The organism is Streptomyces celluloflavus, assembly GCA_000720995.1.
GTDB classification, from domain to species: domain Bacteria; phylum Actinomycetota; class Actinomycetes; order Streptomycetales; family Streptomycetaceae; genus Streptomyces; species Streptomyces celluloflavus.
Genome location: JOEL01000012.1, coordinates 112886 through 125756, shown reverse-complemented (window position 1 = coordinate 125756; position 12871 = coordinate 112886). Strand labels below are relative to the sequence as shown.

Annotated in this window: 9 protein-coding genes; 3 read left to right on the top strand and 6 right to left on the bottom strand. The window is 72.0% G+C overall.

All coding sequences use genetic code 11. The features are described 5' to 3' along the window. Positions 1–109 precede the first annotated feature (109 nt). The 3 genes from IH09_RS13140 to IH09_RS13130 all read right to left on the bottom strand — a co-directional run bounded on the left by IH09_RS13140 (position 110) and on the right by IH09_RS13130 (position 3565). A complete protein-coding gene (locus IH09_RS13140; protein ID WP_052856377.1) occupies positions 110–1276 on the bottom strand; it encodes a serine hydrolase domain-containing protein in 1167 nt (388 codons plus the stop codon). Next, positions 1273–2505: a serine hydrolase domain-containing protein gene (locus tag IH09_RS13135; protein WP_052856376.1), complete on the bottom strand. Its 1233-nt coding sequence runs from the start codon at positions 2503–2505 to the stop codon at positions 1273–1275. The genes IH09_RS13140 and IH09_RS13135 overlap by 4 nt, the downstream gene beginning before the upstream one ends. A gap of 376 nt (positions 2506–2881) precedes the next feature. Next, the gene (locus tag IH09_RS13130; RefSeq protein ID WP_052856375.1) at positions 2882–3565 is read right to left on the bottom strand and encodes a TetR/AcrR family transcriptional regulator; all 684 of its coding nucleotides are present in this window, start codon (positions 3563–3565) and stop codon (positions 2882–2884) included. A gap of 178 nt (positions 3566–3743) precedes the next feature. Between IH09_RS13130 and IH09_RS13125 the strand changes: the two genes are divergently transcribed. The 3 genes from IH09_RS13125 (at position 3744) to IH09_RS13115 (ending at position 5921) form a co-directional block, all read left to right on the top strand. Then, positions 3744–4373 carry an MSMEG_1061 family FMN-dependent PPOX-type flavoprotein gene (locus tag IH09_RS13125; RefSeq protein WP_052856544.1) on the top strand — a complete coding sequence of 210 codons (630 nt, stop codon included), beginning with the start codon at positions 3744–3746 and terminating at the stop codon, positions 4371–4373. 23 nt (positions 4374–4396) lie between these two features. Beyond that, positions 4397–5305 (top strand): PDR/VanB family oxidoreductase, encoded by a 909-nt coding sequence (locus IH09_RS13120; RefSeq protein ID WP_052856374.1) that lies wholly within the window; start codon positions 4397–4399, stop codon positions 5303–5305. 412 nt (positions 5306–5717) lie between these two features. Beyond that, complete coding sequence (locus IH09_RS13115; protein WP_052856373.1) at positions 5718–5921, top strand: hypothetical protein; 204 nt, start codon at positions 5718–5720, stop codon at positions 5919–5921. A gap of 129 nt (positions 5922–6050) precedes the next feature. On the opposite strand, the gene IH09_RS13110 is transcribed toward IH09_RS13115, so the two are convergent. The 3 genes from IH09_RS13110 to glgX form a co-directional block, all read right to left on the bottom strand. Further along, on the bottom strand, positions 6051–7970 hold the full coding sequence (locus IH09_RS13110) for an ABC transporter ATP-binding protein (protein ID WP_052856372.1): 1920 nt from the start codon (positions 7968–7970) through the stop codon (positions 6051–6053). After that, positions 7967–10303 carry an ABC transporter ATP-binding protein gene (locus IH09_RS13105; protein ID WP_240150747.1) on the bottom strand — a complete coding sequence of 779 codons (2337 nt, stop codon included), beginning with the start codon at positions 10301–10303 and terminating at the stop codon, positions 7967–7969. The genes IH09_RS13110 and IH09_RS13105 overlap by 4 nt, the downstream gene beginning before the upstream one ends. Positions 10304–10461: 158 nt before the next feature. Continuing rightward, a complete protein-coding gene (gene glgX, locus IH09_RS13100; protein ID WP_052856371.1) occupies positions 10462–12798 on the bottom strand; it encodes a glycogen debranching protein GlgX in 2337 nt (778 codons plus the stop codon). Between the last annotated feature and the right edge of the window lie 73 nt (positions 12799–12871).

Below are 12871 nucleotides of genomic sequence, written 5' to 3'. Positions count from 1 at the left end.
ACCTCGCTCGTCGTGGACGGGCCGCCAGGATCGCGCCTCCGGCGAGGATGCGCCGCGCCACGGGTGTGCGACCCGGCGCCCGGGTTCTCCGTCCGTTCCGCCCCGGTGTTCATGACCGTGGACAGAGACCGGCGAACAGGGCGGCGAAGAAGTGGGCAGTTTCCGCGGGCCGGGGTCCGAAGGTGGAGTTGACCTCGATCGTCACGGCCTGCCGGACCTGTCCGCCGCCGTCGGTGGTGAGGCCGGAGACGGTCTGGAAGCCTCGGGTGGTGCCGCCGTTGCCCCATGCGTAGCCGCCGCAGGGCAGGGTGTAGCGGCCCAGGCCCAGCCCGTAGGCGAGTTCCGGTGATCCGGGAGAGCGTGGCGTGGGAACGACCTGCTGCATCTGGGCGAGCAGGTCCGGCCGGAGCAGCCGGCCACCGAGCAGTGCGGTGTAGAACCTGGTCAGGTCTCCGGGCGTGGAGATGCCGTCGCCGCCGGCGTCGCTGCGCGAGGGGTCCAGAGGCGTCACGTCCGCCGCCGTCACCGCAGTGCCCTTCGCCGGGAGCTGGAGATAGCCGTGCGCGTACGGATCCCGGAGGCCGTATTCGTACTCCTTGGGGAAGTAGCTGTCGCGCATCCCGGCGCGGTCGAAGATCCGGGTGGTGACCTCGCTCCGCCACGGATGCCCGGTGACCTTCTCGATCACCATGCCCAGCAGGAGGTAGCCGGTGCCGGAGTACTTCCACCGGGTGCCGGGCGGGAAGTCGGGGCCCTTCGCGAAGGCGAGGCGGAGCAGATCGTCCCGGGTGTAGTGCGCGAACGGCGCGAAGTTCTGATGGTCCGGCAGCCCGTCGGTGTACTCGTGGAGGCCGCTGGTGTGCCGCAGGAGCTGCCGGATCGTGATCTTGTCCGCGTCTCCGGCCCTCGCCGGCACCACGCCCGGAAGGTAGACCGCCACCGGTGCGTCCAGCGACATCCTGTCCTCACCCACCAGTTGCAGGACCACGGTGGCGACCAACGACTTGACGTTGCTGGCCATCCGGAGGTGGCCGTCGCGCGGCATCGGGCTCCGGGTCTCCGTGTCGGCGACCCCGCTGACATATGCCGTCGTCCGCCCGGAGCGGTCGGTCACCCTCGCCACGGCGCCGGGCAGACCGTCACCGTGCGTCAGCTCGTCCAGCGCCCGCCCGACGTCACCCCTGGCCGATGCCGCGCTGGGGAGCGGGCTCGCCGGGACCACCACGGCCGCGCCCATCAGTACGGCGGCCAGTACGGAGCTGCGGAGCCGCTTCATGTGCGTGCTCCCTTGCCGAGGTCCGTGCCGCCGCACAGTGCGTGGGCGATGGCCAGATCGCCGGTCTTGCCCGCCGGTTCACCCCGCAGCACCGTGGACAGCGAGAGGACGATGCCGCGCCGCCCGTCCTCGCTGAAGCCGTTGCGGGTCGAATAGCCGGGGATCCCGCCGTCGTGCGTCCAGTACCAGCCGCGGTCTCTTCCCCCACAGGTCAGCCGGAATCGCATGATCCCCAGGCCGACACGGGCACCCGGCCAGCGGCTGTGCAGCGGTACGGCGTCCACGGTCCGTTTCATTTCGAGCAACTGGGCGGGGTGTAACAACCGCCCGCCCAGCAGCGCCTGCCAGAACCGCATCAGGTCACCGGTCGTGGTGATCAAATCGCCTGCCCCACCGCTCAGGCTGGGATTGAGGACCGTGGTATCGACCAGCGGACCGTCCTTGGTGAACTGGGTGTAGCCCTCGGCGTGCGGCTCCGGCAGATACGGCCAGGTGCCGGGCGAGAACGTGTGACGCAGCCCGAGCGGGCGGAGGATCCGGTCCCGGATCTGCCCGGCCCAGGAGCGGCCCGTGGCCCTCTCGATGATCAGACCGGCCAGGACGTAGTCGGTGTTGGAGTAGCCCCAGCGCCGCTCACCGGCCCCGGGCACCCAGTGGGGCCGGTGCCGCATCGCCAGCGCCACCAGCTGCTCGGGCCGGTAGGTGTCGAACCGGTGCCGCTGGTACCCCTCGGCGGAGGTCAGCACGGCCAGATCGTCGGCGTAGTCGTACAGACCGCTGGTGTGCTGGAGGAGGTTCCGCACGGTGATCTTCCGGCCGTCGTTGCCGTTGCGGGCGACCATCCCGGGTAACCACTTCGCCACCGGGTCGTCCAACGACAGCCGGCCCGCACCGGCCAGCTGGAGCACGACCACCGCGGTGAACGTCTTGGCGTTGCTGCCCATCCGGAAGTATCCGCGGTACGGCACCGGCCGACCGGTCCTCACCTCGGCGACCCCGCTGCGCGCGATCAGACGCCGCGGCCCGTCCCGCACCTCTCCCAGCACCCCGGCGACGCCCCGGTCGCGCAGCGCGTCCAGATCGTGCCGCAGTACCGCCCCGCCATAGCCGTTGACCGGCTGAGCGGCCGCGGCAGGAGGCGACGCCCCGAGGGAGAGGACGGCCACCACCCCGGCAGCCACCGCGGCCACCGCCCGACAACACCAGCTCAGTTCCCCCGCCTTGGTCATCACCAAGCCCCTTCCTCTCGACGGCCGATGCTTCGACGCTATGAGAGGGACGGCTCCCGGCCGTCAGCCCGTGGGTTGAACAACGCCGCACGCACGTAGCACCACGGTCGTACACGAGGCGCCCCACCGGCGGGTGATCTCGCCGGGGAGCCGTGTCCGCGCGATCCCACGTGCCGACGAACCGGCGCGGTTTCACCTCCGGTGGGCTCGCTTGGGCTCGCTTCCCCCCGGGCGAACGGGGATTGCAGGCGACCGGGGATTGCGGAGATGTCCCCGGCGGATCCGCCACGACTCCTGACCGGCAACTACCGGCGTCTGACGGGCAATTACCGGCCCTGTCCGACACTTACCGACCCTGCCAGACAACTTCCCACCGTCACCGGTGCTCGTGATCAGCCGGATCGGCTCGGTCCCGCTCGCCGGGCCTCATCGTGTCGTCCGGCCCGGCCGTGAGGTAGCGGGTGAGCATGGCGATGAGTTCGTTCTCGAACCGGGGGATGCCGATGGGGTCGGGGGCGGCGATGAGCTGGTGGGTGACGAGCTCGACCGTGGAGACGATGAGCCGGGCCGCGGTGTGCGTGTCGCCGACGTGGACCTCGGGGTGGCGGGCGAGCAGTTCCCCGAGGTAGGTGACGCGCGACTGCACGTTGTGGGAGATCTTCGCCAGCAGTTCGGGGGACCGGGGCGCCTGTTCGAGCATCACGCGCAGCAGCTGCGGGTCGTCGAGGTGGTTCTCGGTCGCGGTCCGTACGTAGGCGCGGATGATCTCCACGATGGAGTCGGGCGGTTCTTCGTTCTGGCGGCGCTCCATGGCTGCCATCCCGGTATCGAGATGCCGGGCCATCAGCTCGACGAGGATCGCGTCCTTGTTCGGGTAGTACTGGTACAGCGAGCCGATCGAGATCCGTGCCCGCTCGGCGATCCGGTTGGTGGTCCCGGCGGCGTACCCATGGTCGGCGAAAACGTGAGCAGCGGCGGTGAGGATGCGCTGCCGGGTCAGTTCGGCTCGGGCCTGCCGTGGCTGTTTACGTGGCTGAAGTCCGCGGTGGCCCGACGTCATGACCCCTCCTTGGCAGCGGCTCGGAAGCGAGTAGCGCAAGACCTGAGCAATTGCTCACAATGGTGCCATGAGCTGCGGCGGAGCGGTGCACACCGGATTCCGTCAGGGAGTTGGGGCAGGCGGACGGATGTCGGCCCTGCCCACCCACCGCCGCCGCCCGACCCCGGAAGGAGTCTTCGTGACACATACCAGCACGCGCCCTCGGCGGTTGTCCCCGGCCGAGGTCCGCGCTCGGCTCGGTGAGCCCGAAGCCATGATCGAGGCCAAGATCATCGACCACATCGATGAGCACTTCCGCCGCTTCATCGCGCATTCCCCCTTCCTGGCGCTGGCCACGGCGGACGCGGCGGGGCGCGCGGACTGCTCACCCCGCGGCGACTATCCGGGGTTCGTGAAGGTCCTCGACGAGCGCACGCTGGCGATTCCGGACCGGCCCGGCAACAAGATCGCCGACTCCTTCCGCAACCTCGCCGAGAACGACGGGATCGGACTGCTCTTCCTGATCCCCGGAATGCGCGAGACGCTCCGGGTCAACGGGCGCGCCTATCCCACCGATGAACCCGATGTCCTCGCCCGGATGCGGATCGAGACCAAACAACCGGAGCTGGCGCTCGTCGTCGACGTGGCGGAGGCATATTTCCACTGCGGTCGCGCGCTCGTCCGGTCCCGGCTGTGGGACCCCGCCAGTCACGCCCTCGCCGACGAGCTCCCGTCGGCCGGCGAGATGGCCGCCGCCCAGCTCGGGCCCGGCATCGACCCCGCGGCGATGAACCGCGGCCTCGAAGACGCCTACCGGAAACTCTACTGACCAGGCCGGAAGGCGAATCACCGATGCAACAGACCATCGTCGAGCGGATCGACCGCGTCGCCGAGGACGTCGTCTCCCTCACCCTGCGGGGCGCCACCGGCCCGCTGGCGCCCTGGGAGCCGGGAGCCCATATCGACCTGGCCCTGCCGAACTGGCTGACCCGGCAGTACTCGCTGTGCGGAGACCCGGCGGACAGGGAGTGCTACCGCATCGCGGCACGGTACGAGCCGCTCAGCCGGGGCGGGTCGGAATACCTCCACCGGTTCCTGCGCCGGGGCCGCACCCTCGATGTGTCGCTGCCCCGCAATCACTTCCCGCTCGCACCCGCGCCGCGGTATCTCTTCCTCGCCGGCGGGATCGGCATCACCCCGATCCTGCCGATGCTGCGGGCAGCGGTCGCGGCGGAGATCCCGGCCTCACTCGTCTACGTCGGACAGACGCTCGCGACCATGCCCTTCGCGGACGAACTGCGCTCCTCCCACGGCGATCGGGTACGGATCGTCGCCACCCGGCAGCAGGGCAGACCGGACCTCGCCGACCTGGCGTCCACACTGGACCCCGCCACCGTGGTCTACTGCTGCGGCCCCGCGTCCATGCTCGCCGCGGCACAGGCCGCTTTCCCCGCCGAACGGCTGCACACGGAGCGATTCCACCCCGCGGTCCGGTCGTTCGCCCCCGACACACCGTTCGAGGCGGTGTGCGCCCGGTCGGCGCAGACGATCCAGGTCCCCGCCGACGAATCGCTGCTGGAGGCCCTGATCCACGCCGGGCATCCCGTGGCATCCGGGTGCCGCGAAGGCGTCTGCGGCAGCTGCGAACTCACCGTCGTCGCCGGCGAACCCGAACACCGGGACGACATCGGCGCCCCCGCGGGCCGTATGTACGCCTGCGTATCCCGGGCCCTGTCCCCGCGGCTCGTCCTGGACCTCTGATCCGAACGACGAGCCGACCGAACGGAGCGGGCGAAGACGCCGCCCAAGGCACCGTCGCCCGCTCCGTACCGACATGACGGGGACGGTACGGGGCGGGGATCCCGGAACCCCACGCTTTCGCCCCTGTAGGGACCGCGGCTTCGTGCGCACGGGTTCCTGCGAGAACGCCGACATCCGCGAGCGAGGAGCACCGCACAGCGATCCGAGCCTGCCGAGGTAGTTGACGCTGTCGGAATCCGCGCGCGAGGAGCACCGCATGGGGTGGCGGACCGTGAGCGGAACGCCCCGCCGGGATTCCTCGGCGGTCACCCCAAGTGCCGGCCGCCGCCCCGGCAGCGGACTTGCCGTTCGAGCCGTCGGGCAGGCCGGTCGAGCGGGTGATCCCGCCTCACCTGGGGCCGAGGGGATCCAGATGCATCTCCAGGAAGGCGGTCTCCGCCACGACGGCCTCTACGGCTTCCTCTCCCGCTTTCCCTCCCGCGACCTGGTCGGCCTGGGCATCAGCCACGTCGAGACGGCCATCGTCAGCCGCGCCGCCGAACGCACTCCTGCGCCGGTCCAGCCGGTACCAGGTGGCCAGGGCCGGGTGAACGCCGCGTCGAAGGGCGACAACTGACCACCGCCCCACGCAACCGCGGCTCGTGAGCAGCGGGGTTTGCCCGGACGGTGCTCGTGATCACGCGGAATCGCTCACGAAACCGCGGATCCCGGCCCCCTTCTCACCCCACGCTCTCACCCCACGCTCTCACCCCACGCTCTCGCGCCACGCCTGGTGCAGGTCGGCGAAGCGGCCGCGGGCGGTGATCAGTTCGGCCGGCGGGCCGTCCTCGACTATCCGGCCCCCGGACATGACCAGGACCCGGTCGGCGATCTCCACCGTCGACAGCCGGTGGGCGATCACCACGGCGGTACGGCCGCGCAGCACGGTGGTCATGGCGCGCTGCACCGCCCGTTCGCCGGGGATGTCCAGTGAGCTGGTCGCCTCGTCCAGTATGAGGACGGCCGGGTCGGCGAGCAGCGCCCGCGCGAAGCCGACCAACTGCCGCTGACCGGCGGATATCCGGCCACCGCGCTTGCGGACGTCGGTGTCGTAGCCGTCCGGCAGGCCGGTGATGAAGTCATGGGCACCGATCGCCCGCGCGGCGCGCTCGATCTCCTCGCGGGTGGCGTCCGGACGGCCGATGGCGATGTTCTCGGCGACCGTGCCGGAGAACAGGAACGCCTCCTGGGTGACCATCACCACGCCGCGGCGCAGTTCGGCGGTGGACAGCTCGCGCAGATCGACACCGTCGAGGAGGACCCGGCCCTCGGTGGGGTCGTAGAAGCGGGCCAGCAGTTTGGCGATGGTGGACTTGCCCGCGCCGGTGGCGCCCACCACGGCGACGGTGGTGCCGGCCGCTAGGGTCAGATCGAAGCGCGGCAGCACCTCGCCGCCGGTGCGGTAGGCGAACCGGACGCCGTGGAAGGCGACCTCGCGGCCGGGCCGGGCGGCGGCCACGGCCGGCAGCGCGACCGGTTCGGCGGGCTCCGGGACGGTGGGCCGCTGGGCGAGCAGCCCGGCGATCTTCTCCAGTGAAGCGGCCGCCGCCTGATAGGAGTTGAGGAACATCCCCAGCCGGTCGATCGGGTCGTACAGGCGGCGCAGATAGAGCACCGAGGCGGCCAGTACACCGAGCGCGAGTCCGCCGGAGGCGACGCGGTACGCGCCCCACAGGACGATCGCCGCGACCGCGGTATTGGCCACCAGCCGGGAGGAGACGACATACCGCGCCATCTCCAGGATCGTGTCGCCGTTGACCCGCTCGTGGTGGCGGTTGAGTCCGGCGAACGCGGCGTCGTTCGGCCGCTCGCGGCGGAACGCCTGCACCGGGCGGATGCCGTTGAGCGTCTCGCCGAACTTCACGATGACGGCGGCGATGGCCGTCGACTTCGTGCTGTACAGGCGCTGCGACCGGCGCTGGTAGGAGCGGATGAGGACGTAGAGCGGTCCGGCGGAGACGACCGCCGCGGCGCCGAAGCCCCAGTCCAGCCAGATCAGGGTCACGGTGATGTAGATGGCCGAGAGGATGACCGTGATCAGTTCCTGCAGTCCCTCGTCGAGGAGTTCGCGCAGCGACTCGACGTCCGTGGTGGCCCGGGATATCAGCCGGCCGGACGTATAGCGCTCATGGAAGTCCAGGCTGAGGGTCTGCGCATGGCGGAAGATCCGGCCGCGCAGATCGAGCAGGACGTCCTGGCTGACCCGGGCCGCGACCTGGATGAAGGCGAACTGCAACGCGCCGGACACCGCGGCGCAGAGCCCGGCCACCACCGCCACGGCGATCAGCGGACCGTAGTCGTCCGCCCGCAGCGCGGGTACCCCGCGGTCGATGGCGTACGCGACGAGCAGCGGACTGGCCTGCACCGCGGCCTGCTGGACCAGCAGTACGGCGGCCGCCACGCCGACCCGGCGGGAGTGCGGCGCCAGCAACGCCCGCAACAGGGAGCGCGAGGCGCCCTTGGGTGTGGGCAGCAGGTCCTGCTCGAACGCGTCGGAGGTGCGGGACGCGGCGGGGGTGCCGGGTGCGGTGGGGGTGCGGGACCCGCCGGTGGGGGAGGGCGGGACCGCGGGCGGGGTGCGGTCCTCGTGGTCATCGGCCGGCAGACCGGTCGTGGTCGTCGTCATCGGACGCTCTCCCCCTCGCGTCGGCTCGTCCGACAGTGGTCCGGATCGGTACGGGCGGGGTCTGTACGGCCCGCATCGGCAGGGCCTGTATCGGTGCGGCCGGGGTCGGCAGGACCAGGGGCGGTAGGGCCGGGGTCGGCAGGACCTGGATCGCCGCGATCCGGATCGCCATGGTCGTGATGGTCGCCGCGACCCGGATCGCCGTGGTCGTGATCGCTGTGGTCCGGATCGCCGTGGACTGGACCGTGTGCGTCGCTCCCGGCATCGGGGCGCGGGCCGTCCCGGTCCGTGGCCGGGCGCTCCGGATCGTCGCTCCGGTCCGGTTCGCCGGACATCAGCGTGGCGTACTCGGGGTTGTCCCGCAGCAGTTCGTGATGGGTGCCGACGGCCGTGATCCGGCCGTCGGAGAGCAGCGCCACCCGGTCGGCGAGCAGGACCGTGGACGGCCGGTGGGCGACGACCAGGGCGGTGGTGGTGGCCAGGACCTGGCGCAGGGCCGCCTCCACCAGCGCCTCGGTGTGGACGTCGAGGGCGGAGAGCGGATCGTCGAGGATCAGGAAGCGCGGCCGGCCGGCCACGGCACGGGCCAGCGCGAGCCGCTGCCGCTGCCCGCCGGACAGGCTCATGCCCTGCTCGCCCACCTGGGTGTCGGCGCCCTCGGGCAGAGCTAGGACGAACCCCTCGGCCTGGGCCACCGCCAGCGCCCGCAGCAGATCGGCCTCCTGGAGATCGTCGCCGCCCATCAGGACGTTCTCGGCGGCGGTGGCGGAGAACAGGGTCGGCTCCTCGAAGGCGACCGCGACCAGCGTCCGCACCTCGTCACGCGTGAGCGTCGTGAGGTCCCGGCCGTCGAGGACGATCCGGCCGGCGGTGGGGTCGTACAGCCGCGGCACCAGCGCGGTCAGCGTGGTCTTCCCGCTGCCGGTCGCCCCGACCAGCGCCATCGTCTCGCCGGGCCGGATATGCAGATCGATGCTCCGGAGCGTTGGCGGGGCGTCCGGCGGGGTGTCGGGGTAGCGGAACTCGACGCCTTCGAAGAGCATCCCGCCGCGGTCCCGGCCGGGGCTGTCGTCGGCGTCGCCGCCCGCGTGGTCGCCGGGGTGAGGGGCACTGTCCGCACCAGAGGCGTCATCAGGGGGGTCGGCAGCGGCAGCGCCGTGGGCGGCGCCGCCGGTGGTGACGGACCGTGCACCGGCACCGTCCGTGCGGCCGGCCGGAGCGCCGCCGCGTGACGGCCCCGCCGACCCGGCCGCCCCTTTCGCCGCTGCCTTCTCCGCCGTCTCCTCGGCCGTCCGCTCGTCCAGCACCTCGAAGTACCGGTCGGCGGCCGTCGCCGCCTCGTTGCTCATGGCCAGCAGGAAGCCGATCGATTCGACCGGCCAGCGCAGTGCGAGCGCGGTCGACAGGAACGCGACGAGGGTGCCCGCGGACAGTTGGCCGTCGGCCACCTGGACCGTGCCGAGTACCAGGGCCGCGGCGATCGCGATCTCCGGCAGCAGGGTGACCACGCACCAGATCGAGGCCAGCAGCCGGGCCTTGCGCAGTTCGGTCGTCCGCACCTCGTGGGTCAGCTTCCGGAAGGCGCGGGCCTGGCTGCGGTGCCGCCCGAAGCCCTTGACGATCCGGATGCCGAGCACCGACTCCTCGACCACTGTCGTCAGATCGCCGAGCTGGTCCTGGGCCCGGCGCGTCGCGACCGCGTACTTCGCCTCGAAGACCGAGCACATCACCATCAGTGGCAGCACCGGTACCAGCAGGACCAGCCCCAGGGACCAGTGCTGGACCAGCAGGAACGCACAACCCACCAGCACCGTCACGCCGTTGACCAGCAGGAACGTCAGCGGGAAGGTGAAGAACATGCGCAGCAGCTGGAGATCCGTGGTGGCGCGCGACAGCAGCTGTCCGGACGCCCAGCGGTCGTGGAAGGCGACCGGCAGCCGCTGGACCCGGCGGTACAGCGCCTCGCGCATCGCCGCCTCGACCCCGGCCAGTGGCCGCGCCACCAGCCAGCGGCGTATCCCGAACAGCACCGCCTCCGCGATGCCGAGCAGCAGCAGATACCCGCCGCCCAGCCACACCCCGCCCGGATCGCGCGCCGTCACCGGGCCGTCCACCAGCCACTTGAGCACCAGTGGGATGACCAGCCCGATACAGGACGCGACGACCGCCACGAACGCGGCCGTGAAGAAGCGCGCCCGCACCGGCCGGAGGAACGGCCACAGCCGCAGCAGCGAGCGCACCGCGGAGTGCCGCGGCGGCACCCCGGTCAGGTCGGTCGGGCCGGTCGGGTCGGTCAGGTCGGTCTGCGGGGCGGTCCGCGCGGTCTCTGTCATCACCCGCGAGCGTACGGCGCGCCACTGACAATGCCCACGCGATTTCGGCGCCCGCACCACCGCGCCGCGGTGCCCGCACGCTTCTGACCTGGTACTTCTCCCGGGATGGACGGGTACCGTAACCCCTGCCGCCCGCCCCGGCGTTGGCGCGATCCGGGTCAGCCGGGCACGGCCCGGAACAGCTGCACCGACCGCCCCGCGACGGTGATCGCACCCCCCGCCGGAGACCTCGGACCCACCGGTCCCGGCTGCTCCTCCCGCGCGGTGTCCACGACGAGTTCGTACTCCCGGGCCCAGGGCGGAGCGGGCAGGGTGACGCTACGGGGCAGGGCACCGGCATGCAGGACGGCCAGGAAGCTGTCGTCGACGATGCGGGCGCCCCGGGCGTCGCGCTGGGGGATGTCGTTGCCGGAGAGGTACATGCCCAGCGTGGCCCCGGGGGCGTACCAGTCCTGCTCGGTCATCTCCGTGCCGGCGGCGGTGAACCACGCCAGGTCGCGCAGCCCGCCCTGCCCCTGCGGGCGGCCGGAGAAGAAGGCGCGGCGGCGGAGCACGGGGTGGGCGCGGCGCAGCGCGATCAGGCGGGCGGTGAGGCCGGCCAGCGGCCGCCACCGCGGATCGTCGAGGAGCGACCAGTCGAGCCAACTGGTGGCGTTGTCCTGGCAGTAGGCGTTGTTGTTGCCGTGCTGGGTGCGGCCCATCTCGTCGCCGGCGACCAGCATCGGGACGCCGGTGGACAGCAGGAGGGTGGTGAGGAGGTTGCGCAACTGGCGGCGGCGCAGGGCGGTGACGGCCGGATCGTCGGTCTCGCCCTCGGCGCCGCAGTTCCAGGCCCGGTTGTCGTCGGTGCCGTCCCGGTTGCCCTCACCGTTGTCCGCGTTCCGTTTGTGCTCGTAGGAGACCAGGTCGCGGAGGGTGAAGCCGTCGTGGGCGGTGATGAAGTTGACCGACGCGTACGGGCGGCGGCCGCCCCACGCGTACAGATCGCTCGATCCCGAGAGGCGGTAGCCCAGGTCGCGTACGTCGCGCTGGGCGCCGCGCCAGAAGTCGCGGACCGTGTCGCGGTAGCGGTCGTTCCACTCCGTCCACAGGGGCGGGAAGGCGCCGACCTGGTAGCCGCCGGCGCCGACGTCCCAGGGTTCGGCGATCAGTTTGACGCGGCGCAGCACCGGGTCCTGGGCGATGACGGCGAGGAACGGGGAGAGCATGTCGACGTCGTGCAGGGACCGGGCCAGCGCCGCCGCGAGGTCGAAGCGGAAGCCGTCCACGCCCATGTCGGTCACCCAGTAGCGCAGCGAATCGGTGATCAGGCGGAGGACGTTGGGCTGTACGACGTGCAGGGTGTTGCCGCAGCCGGTGTAGTCGGCGTAGCGCCGGGGGTCCTCCTGGAGGCGGTAGTGGCCGCGGTTGTCGATGCCCCGTAAGGAGAGCGTCGGGCCCCGTTCGCCGGCCTCCGCGGTGTGGTTGTAGACCACGTCCAGGATGACCTCGATACCGGCGTCGTGCAGGGCCCGCACCATCCGCTTGAACTCGCCGACCTGCTGACCGCGGGTGCCGGTGGCGGCGTATCCGGCGTGTGGCGCGAAGTAGCCGATGGAGTTGTAGCCCCAGTAGTTGCGCAGCCCCCGGCGCACCAGGTGGTCCTCGTGCGCGAACTGGTGGATCGGCAGCAGCTCGACGGCGGTGATGCCGAGCCGGGTGAGATGCTCCAGCGCGGCGGGGTGGGCGAGCCCCGCGTAGGTGCCGCGCAGCCGCTCCGGGATGCCGGGGTGGCGCATCGTGAAGCCGCGCACATGGAGTTCGTAGAGGACGGAATCCGGCCAGGGGGTCTTGGGCCGGCGGTCGTCCCGCCACTCGTCGTCGGCTCCGTCCGCATCGGGGGCGTCGCCGACCACGACGCCCTTGGGGACGTATGGCGCCGAGTCGCGGTCGTCGCGCACCGTGTCGGCGATCTGCTGCTGCGGCCAGTCGCGGACGTGCCCGTACAGCTCTGCCGGGAGCGCGGGCCGGCCGCCCGTCTGCTCCGGGCGCGCGCCGAAGTCGCCGTCCACGGCCCGTGCGTACGGGTCCAGGAGCAGCTTCGCCGGATTCCAGCGGGCGCCGGTCCACGGGTCCCAGCGGCCGTGCACCCGGTAGCCGTAGCGCTGCCCGGGGCGCACACCGGGCAGGAAGCCGTGCCAGATCTCGTGCGTCAGCTCGGTCAGCCGATGGCGCGTCTCGTGCGCCGCGTCGTCGAAGAGACAGAGCTCCACGGCCTCGGCGCCGCCCGCCCACAGGGCGAAGTTGGTGCCCGCGACACCGTCCGGGCCGATGCGGAAACGGGCTCCGAGGGGCGTCGGACTACCGGGGCGGACGGTGGCGGGCGGCCTGGCCGAAGGGGCCGGCGGGCCGCTGTGCCCCGGTCCGCCGCGCCGCCGGTGGCCGTCCGGTCCGCGCCGCCCGTCCCGCCGGTCCGGTCCGTCCTGTACTGCCTCCTGCTCGGGTGCGCTCGACACGTGCCAGCCTCCCGCGGCTCATGGCTCGGTCGGGCGGCGGCCGGTGCCCGGCGTCCCGGCCCGGCGCGCGCCG

Bases quoted from the DNA above. Each gene is read 5' to 3' on its own strand.
- IH09_RS13135 (WP_052856376.1), bottom strand. From the start codon at position 2,505: ATGACCAAGGCGGGGGAACTGAGCTGGTGTTGTCGGGCGGTGGCCGCG.
- IH09_RS13105 (WP_240150747.1), bottom strand. From the start codon at position 10,303: ATGACAGAGACCGCGCGGACCGCCCCGCAGACCGACCTGACCGACCCG.
- IH09_RS13120 (WP_052856374.1), top strand. From the start codon at position 4,397: ATGCAACAGACCATCGTCGAGCGGATCGACCGCGTCGCCGAGGACGTC.
- IH09_RS13140 (WP_052856377.1), bottom strand. From the start codon at position 1,276: ATGAAGCGGCTCCGCAGCTCCGTACTGGCCGCCGTACTGATGGGCGCG.
- IH09_RS13115 (WP_052856373.1), top strand. From the start codon at position 5,718: ATGCATCTCCAGGAAGGCGGTCTCCGCCACGACGGCCTCTACGGCTTC.
- IH09_RS13110 (WP_052856372.1), bottom strand. From the start codon at position 7,970: ATGACGACGACCACGACCGGTCTGCCGGCCGATGACCACGAGGACCGC.
- IH09_RS13130 (WP_052856375.1), bottom strand. From the start codon at position 3,565: ATGACGTCGGGCCACCGCGGACTTCAGCCACGTAAACAGCCACGGCAG.